The 18,859-nt window shown below is 28.1% G+C and carries 24 protein-coding genes; 21 read left to right on the top strand and 3 right to left on the bottom strand.

The genetic code is table 11. From position 1 onward, the window contains the following. Window positions 1-459 precede the first annotated feature (459 nt). The 12 genes from rpmH (at window position 460) to CP523_RS07630 (ending at window position 10,233) form a co-directional block, all read left to right on the top strand. On the top strand, window positions 460-594 hold the full coding sequence (rpmH, locus tag CP523_RS16575) for a 50S ribosomal protein L34 (protein ID WP_066673861.1): 135 nt from the start codon (window positions 460-462) through the stop codon (window positions 592-594). A gap of 63 nt (window positions 595-657) precedes the next feature. Continuing rightward, window positions 658-1,008, top strand: a complete 351-nt coding sequence (rnpA, locus tag CP523_RS07680) for a ribonuclease P protein component (RefSeq protein WP_066673859.1) — start codon at window positions 658-660, stop codon at window positions 1,006-1,008. Next, window positions 1,008-1,217 carry a membrane protein insertion efficiency factor YidD gene (gene yidD / locus CP523_RS07675; protein ID WP_066673858.1) on the top strand — a complete coding sequence of 70 codons (210 nt, stop codon included), beginning with the start codon at window positions 1,008-1,010 and terminating at the stop codon, window positions 1,215-1,217. Before rnpA ends, yidD begins: the two co-directional genes overlap by 1 nt. Before the next feature lie 19 nt (window positions 1,218-1,236). Continuing rightward, entirely contained in the window at window positions 1,237-2,001 is a 765-nt protein-coding gene (yidC, locus tag CP523_RS07670; protein ID WP_066673856.1) for a membrane protein insertase YidC, read from the top strand. 40 nt (window positions 2,002-2,041) lie between these two features. After that, window positions 2,042-2,668, top strand: coding sequence for an RNA-binding cell elongation regulator Jag/EloR (gene jag / locus CP523_RS07665; protein WP_066673854.1), 627 nt, complete (start codon window positions 2,042-2,044; stop codon window positions 2,666-2,668). A gap of 131 nt (window positions 2,669-2,799) precedes the next feature. Further along, on the top strand, window positions 2,800-4,179 hold the full coding sequence (mnmE, locus tag CP523_RS07660; protein ID WP_066673853.1) for a tRNA uridine-5-carboxymethylaminomethyl(34) synthesis GTPase MnmE: 1,380 nt from the start codon (window positions 2,800-2,802) through the stop codon (window positions 4,177-4,179). A 14-nt stretch (window positions 4,180-4,193) separates the two neighbouring features. Continuing rightward, entirely contained in the window at window positions 4,194-6,074 is a 1,881-nt protein-coding gene (gene mnmG / locus CP523_RS07655; protein ID WP_066673889.1) for a tRNA uridine-5-carboxymethylaminomethyl(34) synthesis enzyme MnmG, read from the top strand. A gap of 17 nt (window positions 6,075-6,091) precedes the next feature. After that, entirely contained in the window at window positions 6,092-6,811 is a 720-nt protein-coding gene (gene rsmG, locus CP523_RS07650; protein ID WP_066673851.1) for a 16S rRNA (guanine(527)-N(7))-methyltransferase RsmG, read from the top strand. 215 nt (window positions 6,812-7,026) lie between these two features. Beyond that, on the top strand, window positions 7,027-7,803 hold the full coding sequence (noc, locus tag CP523_RS07645) for a nucleoid occlusion protein (RefSeq protein ID WP_066673888.1): 777 nt from the start codon (window positions 7,027-7,029) through the stop codon (window positions 7,801-7,803). A 216-nt stretch (window positions 7,804-8,019) separates the two neighbouring features. Further along, window positions 8,020-8,781 (top strand): ParA family protein, encoded by a 762-nt coding sequence (locus CP523_RS07640; RefSeq protein ID WP_066673849.1) that lies wholly within the window; start codon window positions 8,020-8,022, stop codon window positions 8,779-8,781. A gap of 14 nt (window positions 8,782-8,795) precedes the next feature. Beyond that, on the top strand, window positions 8,796-9,659 hold the full coding sequence (locus tag CP523_RS07635; protein WP_066673842.1) for a ParB/RepB/Spo0J family partition protein: 864 nt from the start codon (window positions 8,796-8,798) through the stop codon (window positions 9,657-9,659). 76 nt (window positions 9,660-9,735) lie between these two features. Beyond that, a complete protein-coding gene (locus CP523_RS07630) occupies window positions 9,736-10,233 on the top strand; it encodes a DUF4446 family protein (protein WP_066673840.1) in 498 nt (165 codons plus the stop codon). A gap of 60 nt (window positions 10,234-10,293) precedes the next feature. Here the strand turns inward: CP523_RS07630 and yyaC are convergent, their stop codons facing one another. The 3 genes from yyaC to CP523_RS07615 all read right to left on the bottom strand — a co-directional run bounded on the left by yyaC (window position 10,294) and on the right by CP523_RS07615 (window position 13,209). After that, window positions 10,294-10,890: a spore protease YyaC gene (gene yyaC, locus CP523_RS07625; RefSeq protein WP_066673838.1), complete on the bottom strand. Its 597-nt coding sequence runs from the start codon at window positions 10,888-10,890 to the stop codon at window positions 10,294-10,296. 65 nt (window positions 10,891-10,955) lie between these two features. Next, window positions 10,956-12,047 (bottom strand): sporulation integral membrane protein YtvI, encoded by a 1,092-nt coding sequence (ytvI, locus tag CP523_RS07620; protein WP_066673836.1) that lies wholly within the window; start codon window positions 12,045-12,047, stop codon window positions 10,956-10,958. Beyond that, entirely contained in the window at window positions 12,040-13,209 is a 1,170-nt protein-coding gene (locus CP523_RS07615; RefSeq protein ID WP_066673834.1) for an aminotransferase class V-fold PLP-dependent enzyme, read from the bottom strand. The genes ytvI and CP523_RS07615 overlap by 8 nt, the downstream gene beginning before the upstream one ends. Window positions 13,210-13,387: 178 nt before the next feature. Between CP523_RS07615 and CP523_RS07610 the strand changes: the two genes are divergently transcribed. The 9 genes from CP523_RS07610 (at window position 13,388) to rplI (ending at window position 18,853) form a co-directional block, all read left to right on the top strand. Beyond that, on the top strand, window positions 13,388-13,627 hold the full coding sequence (locus tag CP523_RS07610; RefSeq protein ID WP_066673832.1) for a putative Se/S carrier protein: 240 nt from the start codon (window positions 13,388-13,390) through the stop codon (window positions 13,625-13,627). A gap of 21 nt (window positions 13,628-13,648) precedes the next feature. After that, on the top strand, window positions 13,649-14,524 hold the full coding sequence (locus CP523_RS07605) for a mechanosensitive ion channel family protein (protein ID WP_066673830.1): 876 nt from the start codon (window positions 13,649-13,651) through the stop codon (window positions 14,522-14,524). Between the two features lie 42 nt (window positions 14,525-14,566). Beyond that, the gene (locus tag CP523_RS07600) at window positions 14,567-14,752 is read left to right on the top strand and encodes a DUF951 domain-containing protein (RefSeq protein WP_066673828.1); all 186 of its coding nucleotides are present in this window, start codon (window positions 14,567-14,569) and stop codon (window positions 14,750-14,752) included. Between the two features lie 108 nt (window positions 14,753-14,860). Then, window positions 14,861-15,148: a 30S ribosomal protein S6 gene (gene rpsF / locus CP523_RS07595; RefSeq protein WP_066673826.1), complete on the top strand. Its 288-nt coding sequence runs from the start codon at window positions 14,861-14,863 to the stop codon at window positions 15,146-15,148. A 14-nt stretch (window positions 15,149-15,162) separates the two neighbouring features. Further along, on the top strand, window positions 15,163-15,618 hold the full coding sequence (locus CP523_RS07590) for a single-stranded DNA-binding protein (RefSeq protein ID WP_066673824.1): 456 nt from the start codon (window positions 15,163-15,165) through the stop codon (window positions 15,616-15,618). 30 nt (window positions 15,619-15,648) lie between these two features. Then, complete coding sequence (gene rpsR / locus CP523_RS07585; RefSeq protein ID WP_066673821.1) at window positions 15,649-15,891, top strand: 30S ribosomal protein S18; 243 nt, start codon at window positions 15,649-15,651, stop codon at window positions 15,889-15,891. 226 nt (window positions 15,892-16,117) lie between these two features. Continuing rightward, the gene (locus CP523_RS07580; RefSeq protein WP_066673819.1) at window positions 16,118-16,435 is read left to right on the top strand and encodes a MazG-like family protein; all 318 of its coding nucleotides are present in this window, start codon (window positions 16,118-16,120) and stop codon (window positions 16,433-16,435) included. A gap of 23 nt (window positions 16,436-16,458) precedes the next feature. Continuing rightward, window positions 16,459-18,405, top strand: a complete 1,947-nt coding sequence (locus CP523_RS07575; RefSeq protein WP_066673817.1) for a DHH family phosphoesterase — start codon at window positions 16,459-16,461, stop codon at window positions 18,403-18,405. Between the two features lies 1 nt (window position 18,406). After that, a complete protein-coding gene (rplI, locus tag CP523_RS07570) occupies window positions 18,407-18,853 on the top strand; it encodes a 50S ribosomal protein L9 (protein WP_066673815.1) in 447 nt (148 codons plus the stop codon). Window positions 18,854-18,859 lie beyond the last annotated feature (6 nt).

Raw genomic sequence — 18,859 nt, 5'->3', positions numbered from 1 at the left:
GGTTATTCAGATTGTTGATAATAAATATATAAATATTCACATGTTAATAATTATGGTGATAAAAAAATAAAACAAAAGTTATCCACAAACAGATGATAATAAGTTTTTAACATTACTAACACTAGTATATATAGCTATTATTGTGTCTAATAAGTTTAAATTGCTATAATTTTTAGAAAAAATAAACAAGTTATCAACAATTTAATCCACAACTGTGGATAAGTATCCTTGCTAACAAATTTATTCACAGTCAATATTAATAATAACATAAGTTAAATAAAGGATTCAAGAAGTTATCCACAAAAATGTGAGTTAATATTTTCATTTATCAACAGGATAATGGAAATTATAGTGTATTGACAGGAAAAGGTGATATATATATAATAATAAAGTAAATTTAAAATACGAATAATATAGTTATTTACTATATATAAAAACATTTAAAGGGGGTGTAATGAAATGTTCATGACATACCAACCAAAAAAGAGACAAAGAAAAAAAGAACATGGTTTCAGAAAAAGAATGAGTACTCAAGGTGGAAGAAACGTTCTTAAAAGAAGAAGACAAAAAGGAAGAAAAAAATTAACAGCATAAGGGCCGCAATAAGTGGCCTTTTTTCTGCAAATGCAGGAAAAAAAGAGGAGGATGTAAGTTCTCATGATTTATAGAATAAGAAAAAATAATGAATTTAGAACTGTATATAAAAGAGGGAAGTCATTAGCTAATGGGCTTTTGGTTCTATATATATTTAATAATAGAAGAAATATAAATGAAGAAGGACACTATTATAATAGGATAGGAGTTTCTGTAAGCAAGAAAGTAGGAAACAGTGTAATCCGTAGTAGAAGTAAACGATTGATAAGTGAGAGCTATAGGCTTAATTGTGAAAACTTGAAAAATGGATATGATTTTGTATTTATTGCAAGAACTTCAATTAAGGATAAAACGTATTTTGAAGTAGAAGATGCAATGAAAAAACTTTTTTCAAAGGCAGGATTATATAATTAATGAAAGAATTAATGCTAAAGGCTATAATATTGTATAGGAAATATATTTCACCTACAAGACAACCATGCTGTAGATACATACCAACTTGTTCACAATATGCTATTGATGCAATAACTAAGTATGGGGCAATTAAGGGTGGATTTTTATCTATAAAAAGAATTTTAAGATGTAATCCATTTTCAAAAGGTGGATATGATCCAGTTAAATAAGGGAGGGAAGACATAAAGTATGATGTCGTTTTTATCGCCAGTGGCGGACTTTTTAGGGAAAATTTTTAATGGCTTGCATGAATTTATACTTCAATTATTTCATATGCAGCCAAGTGGGGTATCTTATGTATTAGCAATTTTCATTTTTACATTAATAATAAGATTACTTATATTACCACTAAATGTTAAGTCAACTAGATCAAATGCAAGACTTCAAGAAATTCAACCAGAATTACAAAAGTTGCAAAAGAAATATGCAAATGATCCTCAAAAAATGCAATTAGAATACTCAAAATTAATGAAAGAAAATAAAGTAAGTATGTTTGGAGGATGTTTACCAACTCTTTTACCATTACCAATATTATTTGCTTTATATTATGTATTTATGGCAATAAAACCAGGTGCAGGTATGGATACATCATTCTTATGGATACCAGATGTATTTGCAAAAGATCCTTGGTTTATATTACCGGTTCTTGCGTTCTTAAGTACGTACTTACCATCTGTTTTATTAAGTAAATCAATGCCTCAGAATCCAGATAGTCCAATGAATATGTCAACTATGAATATAATGATGTCTGGGATGATGGCGTTTATGGCTATTAATTTTAGTGCAATACTTGTAATTTATTGGGTAATAGGCGGAATCATTCAATTAGGTCAAACTTATTTCTTAAATTATTTACCATATAAGAAGAAGCAAGCAGAAAAAGCAAATAAAGATGCTGAATCAGCTGTAGTAAATGCTAAAAAGGCAACACCAAAAACTAAAAAAAGAAATTAATATGCTGTTAAAAGAGCATGTATAGGTGGGTGAATAGGGTATGAAAATATTAGAAATGACAGGGAAGACTGTAAATGAGGCTTTACAAAATGCATTAAAGCAATTAAGTGTAACAGAAGATAAAGTTGAAGTTGAAGTTATCGAAGAAGGAAATAAAGGGTTGTTAGGAATTATTGGTGTTAAACCTGCAAAAATTCTAGTGAAGGTTAAAAGAGACTATGTTGAAGAAGCACATAATTTTTTAAGAAGCGTATTAGATTCTATGAATGTAAAAGCTGAAATAAGAATTAAAGAAGATAATGATGTTATTTATGTTGATTTAACTGGACCTAAAATGGGACTAATAATAGGTTATAGAGGTGAGACATTAGATTCATTACAATACTTACTTTCTTTGGTCGTTAATAAAGGACATGATATACCTTATAAAAAAGTTGTTTTAGATACCGAAAACTACAGGAAAAAGAGGGAAGAGACTTTAAAAAGGGTTGCTAATAAAACTGCTTATAAAGTAGCTAAAAATAAAAGAAGTTTTAAATTAGAGCCAATGAATCCTTATGAAAGAAGGATAATTCACTCAACTCTACAGGAAAATGATCTTGTATGTACCTATAGTGAAGGTGAAGAACCATATAGAAGAGTAGTAGTAGATATTAGAAATAAATAAAAAGAAAGCCAATTTTGGCTTTCTTTTTATTTTCTTAAGTTTTGACTAAACTTAAATATTTTTGTAAAATGAATATTAGTTAAAATGGGTTATAATAAAAGGAAGGGAGCAAATTATAAGGAGGATAATTAATGAAAGAATTTGATACTATCTGTGCCATAGCTACGGCTTTAGGAGAAGGTGGAATTGCTATTATAAGAGTTTCTGGTGATAGAGCTTTAGATATAGTTTCTAAAATTTTTAAGCCTAAAAATGGAGCAGATATAAAGACAATGAAGACTTATACTATGAGGTATGGGCATGTTATAGATTTTGAAACGGAAGAATTAGTTGATGAAGTAATAATAAGTTATATGAAGGGACCTAGAAGCTTTACGGCAGAAGATACTGTAGAGATAAATTGCCATGGAGGAGTAACCTCTACTAATAAGGTTTTAGAGACGGTTATAAAGGCAGGAGCAAGAATTGCTGAGCCTGGTGAATTTACTAAGAGAGCATTTTTAAATGGTAGAATAGATTTATCACAAGCAGAGGCGGTTATGGATTTAATAACAGCTAAAACGGAATTAGCTATGAAATCTGCTTTAATGCAAAGTTCAGGTTCACTTTCCCAGGAAATAAATAAGTTAAATGAGTACTTATTAAACGTATTAGCTTTAATAGAATATGCAGTAGATTTTACTGAAGATGATGAAGAAATAGACCCAACAATACCTATAAGAGTAGCTGAAAGTTTAAATGAAGCTATAACCAATATGGATAGATTGCTTAAGAATGCTGAAGAAGGAAAAATAATTAGAGATGGATTAAGCTTAGCTATAGTAGGAAAACCAAATGTAGGAAAATCATCCCTTTTAAATGCATTGTTAAAGGAAAAAAGAGCAATTGTTACTGAAATAGCTGGAACAACTAGAGATGTAATTGAAGAATATATAAATTTAGACGGAATTCCAATTAAGATAATAGATACTGCAGGAATAAGAGATACAGAAGATGTTGTTGAAAAAATTGGAGTTGAGAGATCTAAAGAAAAGATTAAAGAAGCAGATTTAGTACTATTAGTTTTAGATTCATCAAGAGAATTAGACGCTGAAGATAGGGAGATTATAGAGGCTATTAGACATAAGAAATCTATTGTAATTTTAAATAAGATAGATTTAGAGAATAAATTAGATATAGAAATATTAAATGATTTTGAAAATATGATAAAGATATCAGCAAAAGAACAAATTGGAATTGATGGATTAAAAAATAAGATTAAGGATATGTTCTTTAATGGTAAAATAGATAGTGAAAGCTTAATAATATCTAATTCAAGACATAAGCAAGCTTTAATAAGAGCTAAAGAAAACTCAGAAAATGCTTATATTAGAGTTAAAAATAATGAATTCCTTGACTTAATATCAATATACGTAACAGCGGCATTGAAAGCTTTAGGAGAAATAACAGGATCAGAATTAGAAGAGGATTTAGTAAATAAAATATTTAGAGAATTTTGTTGTGGAAAATAGGAGAAGTGGAGATAATGAAATATAATGCGGGAGATTACGATATAGTAGTTGTAGGTGCAGGGCATGCAGGATGCGAAGCAGCGTTAGCATCAGCTAGAATGGGATTTAGAACATTAATTTGTACTATAAATCTTGATTCTATAGCCATGATGCCTTGTAATCCTAATATAGGAGGAACTGCTAAAGGGCATTTAGTTAGAGAAATAGATGCTTTAGGCGGTGAGATGGGTATAAATATAGATAATACATTTATACAATCAAGAATGTTAAATACATCAAAAGGACCAGCAGTACATTCACTAAGAGCTCAAGCTGATAAAAAGAAATATCAGGAGAGAATGAAAAGAGTTTTAGAAAATGAAAAAAATCTACAAGTTAGACAAGTAGAAGTTACAGACATTGAAGTTAAAGATGGAAAAATTATAGGAGTACACACTAAAAATGGTGCTTACTTTGGTTGTAAAGCTTTGATTTTAACTACTGGAACTTATTTAAGGGCTAGAATAATAGTTGGAGATGTAGAGTACAATAGTGGTCCAAATGGATTAGCAGCTGCAAATGAATTATCACAATCATTAATTAATTTAGGTGTAGAGTTAAGAAGATTTAAAACAGGTACTCCAGCTAGAATTAATATGAAATCAGTTGATTTTTCAAAAATGGTAGAACAACCAGGTGATGAAAAAATAGTACCATTTTCATTTATGAGTGAAAATATAGAAAGAGATCAAGTGTCTTGTTGGTTAACTTATACATCAGAGGAAACTCACAAAGTTATTCAAGAGAATATTGATAGATCACCAATGTATAACGGAATGATTGAGGGTGTAGGACCTAGATATTGTCCTTCAATAGAGGATAAGGTAATGAGATTTCCAGATAAATCAAGGCATCAGATATTCGTAGAGCCAGAAGGTGAAGATACATTAGAAATGTATGTTGGAGGTATGTCCTCTTCACTTCCGGAAGATGTTCAAATTAAAATGCTTAGAACAATAGATGGGTTAGAAAATGTAGAGATAATGAGAACTGCATATGCAATAGAATATGATGCAATAGACCCTACACAATTAAAGCCAACATTAGAATTTAAAAATATAGAAGGTTTATATGGAGCTGGGCAACTAAATGGTAGCTCAGGATATGAAGAAGCAGCATCACAAGGAATTGTAGCAGGAATAAATGCTTCTTTAAAACTTAAGGGTGAAGAACCAATGATATTAACTCGTTCAGATGGATATGTTGGTGTTCTAATAGATGATTTAGTTACTAAGGGAACTAATGAACCTTATAGAATGATGACTTCTAGGGCTGAGTATAGACTATTATTAAGACAAGATAATGCTGATTTTAGATTAACTGAGATAGGATATAAGGTTGGACTTGTTTCAGAAGAGAGATATTCAAAATTTTTAAAGAGAAAATCTGATATAGAAAATGAATTACAAAGAATAAAAGAGCTTCAAGTAACAAATAAAAAAGAAGTTAATGAATTCTTAATATCAATTGGATCTACAGAATTAAAAAAGCCAATTAAATTTTATGAGTTAATAAAGAGACCTGAAGTTGATTATTTTAGCTTATCAAGTTTAGATCCTGATAGACCAGAATATCCAGAAAATATAGGTGAACAAATTAATATAATTGCTAAATATGAAGGATATATAGATAGTCAACTAGAACAAGTTAATCAGTTTAGAAAATTTGAAAAAAAATTATTACCAGAAGACATAGATTATAATGATGTAAAAGGATTAAGAACTGAGGCTATTCAAAAGCTTTCTAATATTAGACCAGTAAGTATAGGCCAAGCATCAAGAATATCAGGAGTATCACCGGCTGATATATCTGTGTTATTAATATATTTAGAACATAAATATAAGAAAAAACAATAGTTTCTATGGAGGAATATATGGAATTTTTTGATTTAATGAAGACAGCAGCATCAGAAGCTAATTTAGATTTATCAGAAGAACAATACGAAAAATTTATAAAATACATGAGACTTCTTCAAGAATGGAATGAAAAGATAAATTTAACTGCAATAACTGAAGATGAGGAGATAATAAAAAAGCACTTTATAGATTGCATAAAGGCTTTTAAATCAGAACCAATAAGAAATGCTAAGACTATAATAGATGTTGGAACTGGAGCTGGATTTCCAGGATTACCAATAGCAATTATGAATTCAAATATAAAAGTAACATTATTGGATTCATTAAATAAGAGAATAAATTTTTTAAATACAGTGGTTAATGAATTAGGATTAGAAAATGTTACAACTATACATTCAAGAGCAGAAGATGGGGCTAGAAAGACCGAACTAAGAGAAAATTTTGATGTTGCAACTTCAAGAGCAGTAGCGAATATGGCTGTTTTATCAGAGTTTTGTATTCCATATGTAAAAAAAGGTGGATATTTTATTGCTTTAAAAGGCCCTTTAATAGATGATGAACTTAAAGATGGGGATAAGGCCATAAGAACTTTAGGTGGAGAACTAAAAGATATAATAGAAGTAAAAATAGAAGGTACGGACTTAAGACATAATATAGTTGAAATAAAAAAGATTAAGCAATGCTCTAAAATTTATCCTAGAAAGGCTGGTACAGTTAATAAAAAGCCTATTAAGTAGTTAAGTTAGTTTTAGTTATAAAAATAGACTTAATATGTCGATAATTATAACTAAATAGATGATTTGGTTAAAAATGTAAAAATATGAATTATTAGAGATCAATTTGTTCTACGATTTAATGAAAAAAAAGAAGGAAAATAAGAGAATAAAATAGAATTGTTAAATCATGGAATAAGTGGATGATTTACAAAAAAGAGGGATGGTTGGGTGCGCATATGAGTAAAGAAATTGTAAATATAAGTGTTGATAAGATTTTTCCTAATACTTATCAACCAAGAAAGTTTTTTAATGAAGAGGCATTAACGGAATTATCTCAATCAATAAAAGAACACGGAATTATTCAGCCTTTGACAGTTAGACGAAGAGGAGATAGTTTTGAATTAGTTGCTGGAGAAAGAAGATGGAGAGCGGCTAGACTTGCCTTACTAGAATTAGTTCCTTGCAATATAATAGAAATTACAGATACTGAATCAGCAGAAATAGCTCTTTTAGAAAACCTTCAAAGAGAAGATCTAAATTTTATTGAAGAAGCAGAAGCTTATTATAATCTTATAAATGATCATAAATTTACACAAGATGATTTAGCTAAAAGGATGGGAAAGAAGCAATCAACTATAGCAAATAAATTAAGACTTTTAAAGTTAAGTGAAAATGTTAGAACTATTTGTATAGATAATAAATTGACGGAGAGACATGCAAGAGCGTTATTATCTTTACCAAATGAAGAGATGCAGTTAAAGGTAGTTGAAAAAGTAGTTAAGAATGGTTTAAATGTTAAGAAAACAGAAGAACTTATAAATAAGGAATTACTTAAATTAGCAGGAGAACAACTAAATGATAAAAACAAAAAGAAAGTGAAAAGTGTTTTTCCAGCAAAGTTATATGTTAACACAATAAAGCAAGTTTTTGATAAATTTAATATACCAGCAGATTACAAGTTCAAAGATTCAGAAGAATGTATAGAGATAACTGTATCAATACCAAAGAAATAAAAAAATAAATATAAATTGACTTTTTTTAAAGAAATTATATTCAAAATTGAATATAATTTCTTTTTTTTATACTTATATTCATCTGTATCAGAAAAAATAAATAAAAATACTAATATTACATAATTTTTTATTAGGTTAATCTTTTAATATTATATAAAACTCTATATAATATTATTATATGGGAAGGGGGTGAAGCTCTATAATTAGAGCTTTATTATGAAAAAAATTTGTGTTTTTAATCAAAAGGGTGGAGTAGGAAAAACAACTACTAATATAAATTTATGTGCGTATTTAGCTATGGAAGGATATAGAGTTTTAACTATAGATATTGACCCACAAGGTAATACTACTAGCGGATTAGGGTTAGATAAAAGAAATTTAGAATTATCAATGTATGATGTTTTAACTTCAGATGCTTCACTTAATGATGTTATATTGAGAAGTGAATTAGTTCAAAATCTTTTTATTGCACCATCAACAATGGAATTAGCTGGTGCAGAAGTTGAGATAATAGGTAAGGAAAATAGAGAAACTATATTAACAAGTAAAATTAAAGAAATAGAAGATCAATATGATTTTATATTTATTGATTGTCCACCATCATTAGGGGTCCTTACAATAAATGCATTAACATCAGTAGAATCTGTTTTAATTCCAATACAATGTGAATTTTACGCATTAGAAGGAGTGGGACAATTGATGAATACTCTTCAATTGGTTAAGAAATCTTTAAATAAGGATTTAGATATTGAAGGTGTAATTATGACAATGTATGATTATAGAACTAATTTAAGTAATGAGGTATATGATGAAGTTAAAAATTTCTTTAACGAGAAAGTTTATAATACTAAAATACCAAGAAATATAAGGCTAGCGGAAGCTCCAAGTTTTGGATTACCGATAATGTTATACGATGAAAAATGTAAGGGTGCAAATGCATATAAAGAGTTAACAAAAGAATTTTTAAAAAAGCAATAAGAAGGTGAGAAAATATGAGTAAAAAATTTGCATTGGGTAAAGGTCTAGGAGCATTAATTCCAGAGGATATGGTGACAGCACCTACTAACGAGAAGAAGGAAGAAAGTTCAAAAACATTAATTTCTATTAATTTAATTAAAAGCAACAGTGATCAACCAAGAAAATTTTTTGATGATGATAAAATAGCAGAATTAGCAGAATCTATAAAACATCACGGAATTATACAACCGATTATATTAAAAAAGAATAAAGAGGATTATATAATTGTTGCAGGAGAAAGAAGATGGAGAGCAGCAAAGCTATTAGGGTTAAAAGAAGTTCCTGCTATAGTAATGAATTTAACTGATAAAGATATACTTGAGATATCATTAATAGAAAATATACAAAGACAAGATTTAAATCCTATAGAAGAGGCAGTTGCTTATAAAAAATTATTAGGTGAATTTAAATTAACACAAGAAGAATTAAGTAGACGAATAGGTAAATCTAGAGTTGCAATAAGCAATACTATGAGATTAATGAATTTAACTGAGACTGTTCAGCAATACCTTATGGATGGAGTAATTACAGAAGGACATGGAAGAGTATTATTAGCTATTTCAGATGAAAATCTTCAATGTGAAATAGCTCAAAAGGTAATAGATGAAAAACTTTCAGTTAGGGAATTGGAAAAATTTATAAAATTTTTAAATAAACCTAAAAAAAATATTGAGAGAAAAATAGAAAATAGTCCTTATTATAAAGATGTTACTGAAAGATTACAAGAATTCTTAGGTACTAAAGTTAATATTAGCAATAAAAATAATAAAGGAAAAATAGAGATTGAATATTATTCTGATGAAGATTTACAAAGAATATTAGAAATTATAAACCTATAAAATGTTTCACGTGAAACGAAATTTATTATATATAAAGATTGTTTCACGTGAAACATTTCAAGAAAGGATGATATAAATGCAAAATATAATAAATATGATAAATGATTACTCATCGTTTTTAATAATAGGATTAGCAGTAATTGTAATTCTACTATTTATAGTGGTTTTAGTGCTGATGAGATCAATTAACAAAGTAGAACTTAAGTATAGAAAGATGATGAGAGGAGTAAATAATAAAAATTTAGAAGCTCTTATAAATTCTAAATTGGATGAAATAGATAAAGCTGTTGAAAAATCAGAGGAGTCTATAAAACAATGTGAAATAACACGAGAAGAGATGAAAGATTGTGTTAATAAAGTTGCTATAATGAGGTACAAGGCATTTGAGGATGTTGGAAGTGATTTAAGTTTTTCAGTTGCAATTTTAGATTCTCATAATGACGGAGTTATGTTAACAGGAATTTATTCTAGACAGGAAAGTATTACATATGCGAAACCAATAGATAAAGGTATTTCAAGATATGAATTATCAGAAGAAGAGCTTCATGTTTTAAATGAAGCAATGAATAAGTAAAAAAAATAATAATAATAAACAGTATGAAATATAAAAATCATACTGTTTATTTTTTTATACTTACAGATATTTCATACTATCAAGAGAAGTATTTAGATATTTAGTATTATTACCTAATGATTTTAAAATAAAGTGAAATATTCCATTAGAAATACAATCAGCTAAAGTCATTACTGTGCATAATCTAGTATTTTGTAAAACCATAAATTCTAGATTACCAGCTATATTAACAACGCCTCGTATACTCATATTTCCTATAGGAGGCAAATTTTTATCTAATGCTAATCCAGGTCTTAAAGGTTTATCCTCTATAAAAACCTTGCCTATATTATGAATATCTCCTAAGCATGAATCTATAGCAATTATATATGGATTATTAAAAGTACTTTTTATTTTCTTAAAAGTATTTTCAACATTATTAGCATGAATAGGATTTTCTAGAGAACCATAAATATGAATGTTTTTACGAGAAATAAACTTTAATTTATATCCAACTAAAGGGCCTAGGGAATCACCAGTAGATCTATCAGTACCAATACAAATAAAAATTATATCTTTATTTTCTTTAATTAACTTATTCAGTTTATTACATAAATAATCTCTAACTTCTACATATGAGTTAGGAGAACATGCAGTTACCGAAAAACATTTGCTCATAAAAAAACCTCCTTTATTGAAATTATTGCCAATAAAGGAGGTTCATATTCAAATTTTTCATTTATCTATAATATTTCTACCCTTTTTAGAATAGTATAACAAACAACTAAAAGCATACAAAATACCATTCCCATAAGTCCATTTAGTTGTAGGCCTATAAACATCGCAGCTAATGTGGATATCGGGCTTATTCCAAGAGATGAACTCATGATTTTAGGTTCAAGTAACTGTCTAGAAACAAATACTAATAAATATAAAATAACTAATCCTATAGCTACAAAAAGATTTCCTTGATATAAAAAATATAATATTAAAGGTATATAGACACATGCCATACCAACTATAGGAAGCAAATCCAATAATCCTGCTAATATACTTAATAATAAAGCATAATCAATTTTAAAAATTAGAAAACCTATAAAAGTAATAAACATACTTAAAAATATTAAAAACATATAAGCTAATAAATAGTTAGCAATCATCTTTTTGCCATGCTTAATAGCGTTAAATATTTTTTTATTTCCTAGAGGAATAAGGTTATTAAATTTATCACTAGAAGCAGTTGCTACCTTTTCAGTAAAGAAATAGGTCGATAATAATGTAAATGCTATAACCATTCCTATATATGGAACATATCCAAAGAATGAAAATAATCCAGTTATTAATGATGTTACACCAGATACACCTAATTGTAAGAATTTATTAAGTGATTCAGTTGCTGTCTTAACTATATTATTCCATACAGAGGGATCAATAAGATTTAAATTATCAACTATGTTTTGAAAGAATGATCCTAATTCTGAGAAATAAGATGAAGAGTTACTTGATAAAAATTCTTGAAGAGTTTTAGCAACTGATACAAGTTCACTAGTTAAAGAACTTATAGCTAAAATTAATATAAATATAAATAATGAGAAAAATATTATTGTGGAAGCTAAAGAAGCTAGCCAAGATTTCATCTTAATTTTTTTTATTAAATATTTAGTTGGAGACTTTAATATTAGAGCAAATATTCCTGCTAATATAAAGGGTAAAGTAAATTTAATTGTACTAGTAAAAAATACAAATGATAATGTATATATTGTAAAGAAAAGAACTAGCTTAGAAATTTTATCTTGAAATTTATAATTATCATTTAAATTAGTATCTTTATCCAAAAGTTTCAACTCCCTTCTTAGAAATTTTATTTATTGAAGATAAAGCAAAATCTATATCTTCTTTTTTTGTAAAATAGCTTGTGCTTAATCTTATAGTTCCAGTAGGATAAGTTCCAATAGTTTTATGAGCTAGTGGAGAGCAGTGTAATCCAGATCTATTTTTAATTTCAAATATATTATCTAATATATAAGATACTTCAGCAGTATCCATACCATCAATATTAAATGAAACGCAAGTTGTAGATTTATCTCCTGTTATATCACCATAATACTTAATTTTATTTATATTAAGTAAGTTATTAATAAAATAACTATGAAGGGAATTATTATATTCATATATTGTATTTAAACCTTCTGAATTTATAAATTTTATTGCTTCTAGTAAACCTATTATACCTGGAGTATTAAGTGTTCCAGATTCAAATTTATCTGGTAAAAAATCCGGTTGATTTAAGTCGTGAGATAAACTACCAGTGCCACCTAAATATAAAGGCTTACATATTTTATTTAATTTATTATCTATGATGAATCCACCAATTCCTTGAGGACCTAATAAACTTTTATGTCCAGTAAAAGCTAATGCATTTAAGTTTAATTCAGAAAAATCTGTTTTTAAAACTCCAGCTCCTTGAGCCGTATCAAGAATAAAAAATACATTATGCTTTTTACAAAGTAAGCCTATCTCTTTTATTGGTTGAATGCTTCCTGTAACATTTGATGCTTGACTTATTATAATAAGTTTTGTGTTAGGTTTAATAAGCTTTTCTATATCTAATGGATTTATAAATCCTTGAGAATTAGCGTTTACTATATCTAATTCGATATTATTATTCTCTTTCATATAATAAAGAGGTCGAATAACAGAATTATGTTCCATAGAGGATGTAATTACATGATCTCCTTTAGATAAACTTCCTTGTATTAAAATATTTAGCGAAGTTGTTATATTATTTGTAAAAATAACATTTTCAATAAAACTGTAGTTAAAAAATTCTGCTAAAGCAGAACGAGTTTCAAACAATATACGATTTGTTTCTAATGAATTTGAATGATTTGAACGACCCGCATTCCCACCTATATGTGTAATGAAATTATAAATTGCATCAGCAACTGCTTTTGGTTTAGGAAAGGTAGTACTGGCATTATCAAGATATATACTCATTTTTACTCCTTCTTATTTATAAAATTATAATAAAATAATTATAAAATAATATGTAAAGAATTGCATTAAAATTTAAAAATATTATTAAAACAATGGTAAGATTTAAACATTTAAAAAGGAAAATAGTTATAATATAATTAATAACAAACGATAAAATTATTAGGAGGAAAAAGAGAAAATGAATTATTATATTATAGTATTTAAAAATACTTTAGATGCAATGACGGCAGAGAATAATTTATTAAAGGAGGAAATAGAATTTAAGATGATGCCAACTCCAACAGTTATAACTCAAAGTTGTGGATTGTGTGTAAGGATAGAAAATAAAGAGTATGTAGAAAAGATAATTAGTGAAAGTATAATTAATTATAAAAAAATATATATAAAAACAGAAAGTGGATATAATCAAATAAATTAATAATTATTAAAAGGTGATAATATGTATAATTATTTAATGTTTTTTGGATTAGAACCTATAGATGGTAGTTTAAAACTAATGATAAAATGGGAAGAAGTAGAAAATTTTATAGGTAAAGGAATAAGAATTATAAGTATACTTATAATAATGTACTTAACTATAAAAATAGGAAATAAAGTAATAGATAAATTTATTAAAAGGCAAATAAAAAGTAAACTTAGTTTTTCAATGAATGAGCAAAAAGCTATAACCATAGGAGCAGTATTAAAGAGTGCTTTAAAGTATGGTGTATATTTGACTGGAGTAGCTATAATTGTTGCAAATGTATTTTCAGGAGTTTCAGCAGCTGTTCTTGGTGCTGGAGGTTTTGCAATAGGTATAGGAGCTCAAAGTTTAGTAAAGGATTTAATTAATGGTTTTTTTATATTATTTGAGGATCAATACGGAGTTGGAGATCATATAAGCGTTGGACAATATACGGGAATAGTAGAAAATATTGGAATACGAACAACAGTTTTGAGGGATTTTACTGGAGACTTACATGTTATAACTAATGGATCTATATTAGAAGTAACTAACCACTCAAGAGGTGATATTAGATTTATAGTAGATGTAGAAATTGCTTATGAAGAAAATATTGAAGCAGCTATTAGTTTAATAACAAATGTATGCAATAAGTTTAAAGTCAATAACAAAGAAGAGATAAGAGGAGATATAGAAGTTTTAGGAGTTACATCATTAAATGCATCAGGAGTAAATATTAGAGTTATAGGAAGGGCTAAGCCTTTAAGCCAATGGAAAATGGAAAGAGAGTTAAGAAAAAATATTAAAGAAGCATTAGATGAAGAGGGAATAGAAATTCCATATCCAAAAACTCAAATAATAAAATCTAAATAGAAAATAAATGCATTATGGAAAATAGAATTAAGAGGTGGAAATATGATAGATACATTTGAATTAGGAGATATAATTGAAATGAAAAAACAACATCCTTGTGGTAGTAAGGCTTTTGAGGTTATAAGACTTGGAGCTGATATAAAAATAAAATGCACTGGATGTGGAAGAATAATAATGCTTCCAAGAAGTAAATTTCAAAAAGATGCTAAAAAAATAGTTAATATGTAACAATTAGAATAAAAAACTTGCAAAACAAAATTTAAACTGATAAAATATAAAATTGTAATCCCTGCTGTGCAATGCACAGCCATAGTCCGAGGGGAGGAGGTGAAAATGATGAGAAAGTACGAAACTATATTTATACTACACCCATCATTAGATGAAGAAGCTTGTAAAGCTAACATCGAAAAATTCAAGGGTGTAATAGAAAATGGTGGAGGAACTATAGAAAACGTTGATGTTTGGGGTAAGAGAAAGCTTGCTTACGAAATCTCAAAAGTTAACGAAGGTTTCTATACGTTAATCAACTTCAATGCTGATGCTGACCTACCAAAAGAGTTAGACAGAATATTCAGAATTACTGATGGTGTTTTAAGACACATCATTGTTAAACAAGAAGCGTAAGAGGTGATATTGTAATGAATAAGGTTATACTTATTGGAAGACTCACTAGAGATCCAGAGTTAAATTTTGCAGCAAACAGTGGAACTGCTGTTACAAGATTTTCTTTAGCTGTAAATAGACCATTCAAAAAAGATGAAACTGATTTTATCAATTGTATAGCTTTTGGTAAAACAGGAGAAACAATAGCGCAATATCTTACTAAGGGTAGACAATTAGCTGTTACAGGAAGCATTAGAACTGGTAGTTATGATGCTAAAGATGGAACTAAAAGATATACAACTGATGTAGTTGTAGATTCATTTGAGTTCATCGGTTCAGGTAATGGTGGAAGAGACCAAGGTTCATCAAATGGTGGATATGGTTATTCAAACCCTAATTCTGATAATTCAAGTTCATCAAATGATGCATTTGGTGGTATGAATTTTGATGAAGACATGACTCCTGTAGATGATGGAGATATGCCTTTCTAATGTCTAAATTTTTATAAGGAGGAACTAAGCATGAGAGATATGAAAAGATCTGGAAAAATGAGAAGATCTAAGAGAAAAGTATGTGCTTTCTGCGTAGAAAAAGCTGAAAATATAGATTATAAAGATATAACTAAGCTAAGAAAGTTCGTTACAGAAAGAGGTAAGATTTTACCAAGAAGAATTTCTGGAACTTGCGCTAAGCACCAAAGACAATTAACATCTGCTATAAAGAGATCAAGAAATATAGCATTACTACCATTCACAACTGAATAGTAGTAATTATAACCCCTGACGTGTCAGGGGTTTTTTGTTATAAAAAATTTTACTAATACATAAATAAAAGTGTAAATTTTATAATATTATAAATTTATATATGGTATAAAAGATAAATAACTTAAATTGTTTACATAATTTGTAATTGACATGTAGAATTTGTTGCATTAATAATAAATTATAATTAAAATATATATACAAGGGTATGTGAACAGGGGTGAAAAGAGTGAAAAGAGAGGACCTAAATATAATGGCTAATATAAAAATGATAGAAAAGCTTAAAGCCAATCTTTTATGTATAATTGGAGAATTCTATTATTTATTAACTAAGGGCAGCAACGTGGCTCAAGATGCCATTTTAAATTGTATATCAGGATCTATACTAATTTTGTATGTCTTAGGACAAAAGTTAGGGTACTCATGTGATGATGTAGATGATGATATGAAAAAGAAATTAAGAGCTGGTATAGCCGAAGGTCATGAATATGAAAAGGATGGTAGAAGTTTAAGTAAGCTTCAAGAGCATTTAAAGAAAAATCATTAATTAATGATAATTAGGAGGCTTTTATGAAAAAAAAGCTAGATAACATTAAGCCAATGATAATACCTCTAATGTTTGTAGGAGCGTGTATAAGTTTTTATTATATAAAGAGCACGTTACTTGGCTCAATATTACTTATAATATTTATTATATTTAGCGAAACAGAGTACATTGGTAGAAATAACTATCAAGATTCAATAGAGGAGTTAAATATAAATATAAATAACTCTATAAATCAAAACATATTTAATTTAATATTTCCAGTAGCATTAATAGATAAATGCGGAAAAATTATTTGGAGTAATTCTAAGTTTAATAAATTTACAGAAGAGGATCCAGAAGGACTAAATATAGTAAGTATAGCTAGAGGATTAAATTTGGCTAGATTATTAACTTGTGACAAAGATTTACATCAAAAAATTAGAATATTAGATTGTTTATATAGAGTATATGCAAGTAGTATTAAGCTAGAGGAAAGTGATGAAAATGTATATGTTGTTTATTTTAATGACATAAGTAATCTAAAAAATATAGATAATACTAAAGAGAGTATAATGTTAATAGAGGTAGATAATTTATCAGAGGCGTTAGAAACAACTAGTGAAAGTGATAGACCGATGTTAGTTGCAGAAGTTGAGAAAGCTATAAATACATATGCTCAAAAACTTAAGGCAATGATAACTAAGTACGATTCTAATAAGTATGTACTTTCTGTTCAGGATAAATATATTAATGAGGAAATAAATTCTAAATTTAATATATTAGATGAGATTTCTAAAATTGATAGAGGAAATACACTAGAAGTAACTCTTAGCATAGGTATTGGTAGAGGAGGAACATCTCCACAAGAAAACTATACTTTTGCAGTTACCGCAAAAGAACTCTCATTAGGTAGAGGTGGAGACCAAGTAGCAGTTAAAAGTAATGACAAAATAACATTCTTTGGCGGTAATAGTAGAGAGATAGAAAAAAGAACCAGAGTAAGAGCAAGAGTAATAGCACATGCTTTAAAAGAGTTAATATACGAAAGTAGTAATGTATTCATTATAGGTCACTCAAATCCAGACATGGATTGTTTTGGATCAGCTATAGGATTATCAGCTGTAGTAAAACAATTAGGTAAACCTTGTAATATTATTATTAATAATGATACTAACTCTATAAATTATTATTTATCAAAAATAGAAAGTGATGAGAAACATGAAGAGTTATTAATTTCACCAGAAGAAGCAAGGGCGCAAATGAATGATAAATCTCTATTAATAATAGTAGATGTTCACAATAAAGGGTATATTCAGAATTTAGATTTAGCAGAACAAGCTAATAGAAAAATAATAATAGACCATCATAGAAGAAGTCCAGATATAATTGAGGGTGCTATATTAAGCTATATAGAAGTATATGCATCATCAACTTCAGAGATGGTAACAGAATTAATTCAGTATATGGTTCAAAAGCCTAATATATCAAGAATTGAGGCAGAAGGCTTATTAGCAGGTATATTTATGGATACAAAAGGTTTTTCTTTTAAGGCTGGAGTGAGAACCTTTGATGCTGCTTCATTCTTAAGAGCACTTGGTGCAGATACTATAGAAGTTAAAAAAATGTTTACTGATGATTTGGATGATTATTTATTAATAGCAGATACAATAAAATCTGCAGAACTTAGTCATGGAGTAGCTATAGCTGTTACACCTGATAGATTAAAGGAAAGTTTTAAGATAGCTAGGGCTGCAGATGAGCTTTTAAATATATCAGGAATAGAAGTATGCTTTGTGATTGGAAAAATAAATGATAATGTTATAATAAGCGGTAGGTCAATAGGAGATATAAATGTTCAAGTTATATTAGAAGCTATTGGTGGTGGCGGTCATATGAATATGGCAGGAGCTAAGTTAACAAATATATCAGTAGAAAGAGCAAAAGAAATTTTAAAAGAATCAATTAAAAAAAACTTGAGGGAAGGTGAATAACATGAAAGTAATTTTATTACAAGATGTTAAAAAGTTAGGAAAAAAAGGTGATGTTATAGAGGTATCAGATGGATATGCAAGAAATTTCTTATTTCCAAGAAATTTAGTTCAAGAAGCTACAGGAAATAATCTGCATGTTTTAAATACAAAGAAAGAAAATGAAAGAAAGAAAAAGTTAGCTGAATTAGAAGCAGCTCAAAAATTAGCAGCAGAGTTAAAAGGAAAAGAAGTCACATTAAAGGCAAAAGGCGGAGATAATGGAAGATTATTTGGAGCTATAACAAGCAAAGATGTGGCTACATTAATAAATAAAGAATTTAACTTATCAATAGATAAAAAGAAGATAGTTATGGATACAATAAAAGTAGCGGGTGGATATGAAATAGAAATAAAATTATATCCAGAAGTAACAACAAAAATGAGAGTAATTATTGTGCCAGAAGCATAAGGAGGA

The organism is Clostridium septicum, from assembly GCF_003606265.1.
Taxonomy (GTDB): domain Bacteria; phylum Bacillota; class Clostridia; order Clostridiales; family Clostridiaceae; genus Clostridium; species Clostridium septicum.
This window is presented reverse-complemented; position numbering and strand designations above follow the sequence as displayed.

Excerpts from the sequence above, each read along its gene's own strand:
- rpmH (WP_066673861.1), top strand. The coding sequence starts at position 460 with ATGTTCATGACATACCAACCAAAAAAGAGACAAAGAAAAAAAGAACAT.
- rnpA (WP_066673859.1), top strand. The coding sequence starts at position 658 with ATGATTTATAGAATAAGAAAAAATAATGAATTTAGAACTGTATATAAA.
- yidD (WP_066673858.1), top strand. The coding sequence starts at position 1,008 with ATGAAAGAATTAATGCTAAAGGCTATAATATTGTATAGGAAATATATT.
- yidC (WP_066673856.1), top strand. The coding sequence starts at position 1,237 with ATGATGTCGTTTTTATCGCCAGTGGCGGACTTTTTAGGGAAAATTTTT.
- jag (WP_066673854.1), top strand. The coding sequence starts at position 2,042 with ATGAAAATATTAGAAATGACAGGGAAGACTGTAAATGAGGCTTTACAA.
- mnmE (WP_066673853.1), top strand. The coding sequence starts at position 2,800 with ATGAAAGAATTTGATACTATCTGTGCCATAGCTACGGCTTTAGGAGAA.
- mnmG (WP_066673889.1), top strand. The coding sequence starts at position 4,194 with ATGAAATATAATGCGGGAGATTACGATATAGTAGTTGTAGGTGCAGGG.
- rsmG (WP_066673851.1), top strand. The coding sequence starts at position 6,092 with ATGGAATTTTTTGATTTAATGAAGACAGCAGCATCAGAAGCTAATTTA.
- noc (WP_066673888.1), top strand. The coding sequence starts at position 7,027 with ATGAGTAAAGAAATTGTAAATATAAGTGTTGATAAGATTTTTCCTAAT.
- CP523_RS07640 (WP_066673849.1), top strand. The coding sequence starts at position 8,020 with ATGAAAAAAATTTGTGTTTTTAATCAAAAGGGTGGAGTAGGAAAAACA.
- CP523_RS07635 (WP_066673842.1), top strand. The coding sequence starts at position 8,796 with ATGAGTAAAAAATTTGCATTGGGTAAAGGTCTAGGAGCATTAATTCCA.
- CP523_RS07630 (WP_066673840.1), top strand. The coding sequence starts at position 9,736 with ATGCAAAATATAATAAATATGATAAATGATTACTCATCGTTTTTAATA.
- yyaC (WP_066673838.1), bottom strand. The coding sequence starts at position 10,890 with ATGAGCAAATGTTTTTCGGTAACTGCATGTTCTCCTAACTCATATGTA.
- CP523_RS07615 (WP_066673834.1), bottom strand. The coding sequence starts at position 13,209 with ATGAGTATATATCTTGATAATGCCAGTACTACCTTTCCTAAACCAAAA.
- CP523_RS07610 (WP_066673832.1), top strand. The coding sequence starts at position 13,388 with ATGAATTATTATATTATAGTATTTAAAAATACTTTAGATGCAATGACG.
- CP523_RS07605 (WP_066673830.1), top strand. The coding sequence starts at position 13,649 with ATGTATAATTATTTAATGTTTTTTGGATTAGAACCTATAGATGGTAGT.
- CP523_RS07600 (WP_066673828.1), top strand. The coding sequence starts at position 14,567 with ATGATAGATACATTTGAATTAGGAGATATAATTGAAATGAAAAAACAA.
- rpsF (WP_066673826.1), top strand. The coding sequence starts at position 14,861 with ATGAGAAAGTACGAAACTATATTTATACTACACCCATCATTAGATGAA.
- CP523_RS07590 (WP_066673824.1), top strand. The coding sequence starts at position 15,163 with ATGAATAAGGTTATACTTATTGGAAGACTCACTAGAGATCCAGAGTTA.
- rpsR (WP_066673821.1), top strand. The coding sequence starts at position 15,649 with ATGAGAGATATGAAAAGATCTGGAAAAATGAGAAGATCTAAGAGAAAA.
- CP523_RS07575 (WP_066673817.1), top strand. The coding sequence starts at position 16,459 with ATGAAAAAAAAGCTAGATAACATTAAGCCAATGATAATACCTCTAATG.
- rplI (WP_066673815.1), top strand. The coding sequence starts at position 18,407 with ATGAAAGTAATTTTATTACAAGATGTTAAAAAGTTAGGAAAAAAAGGT.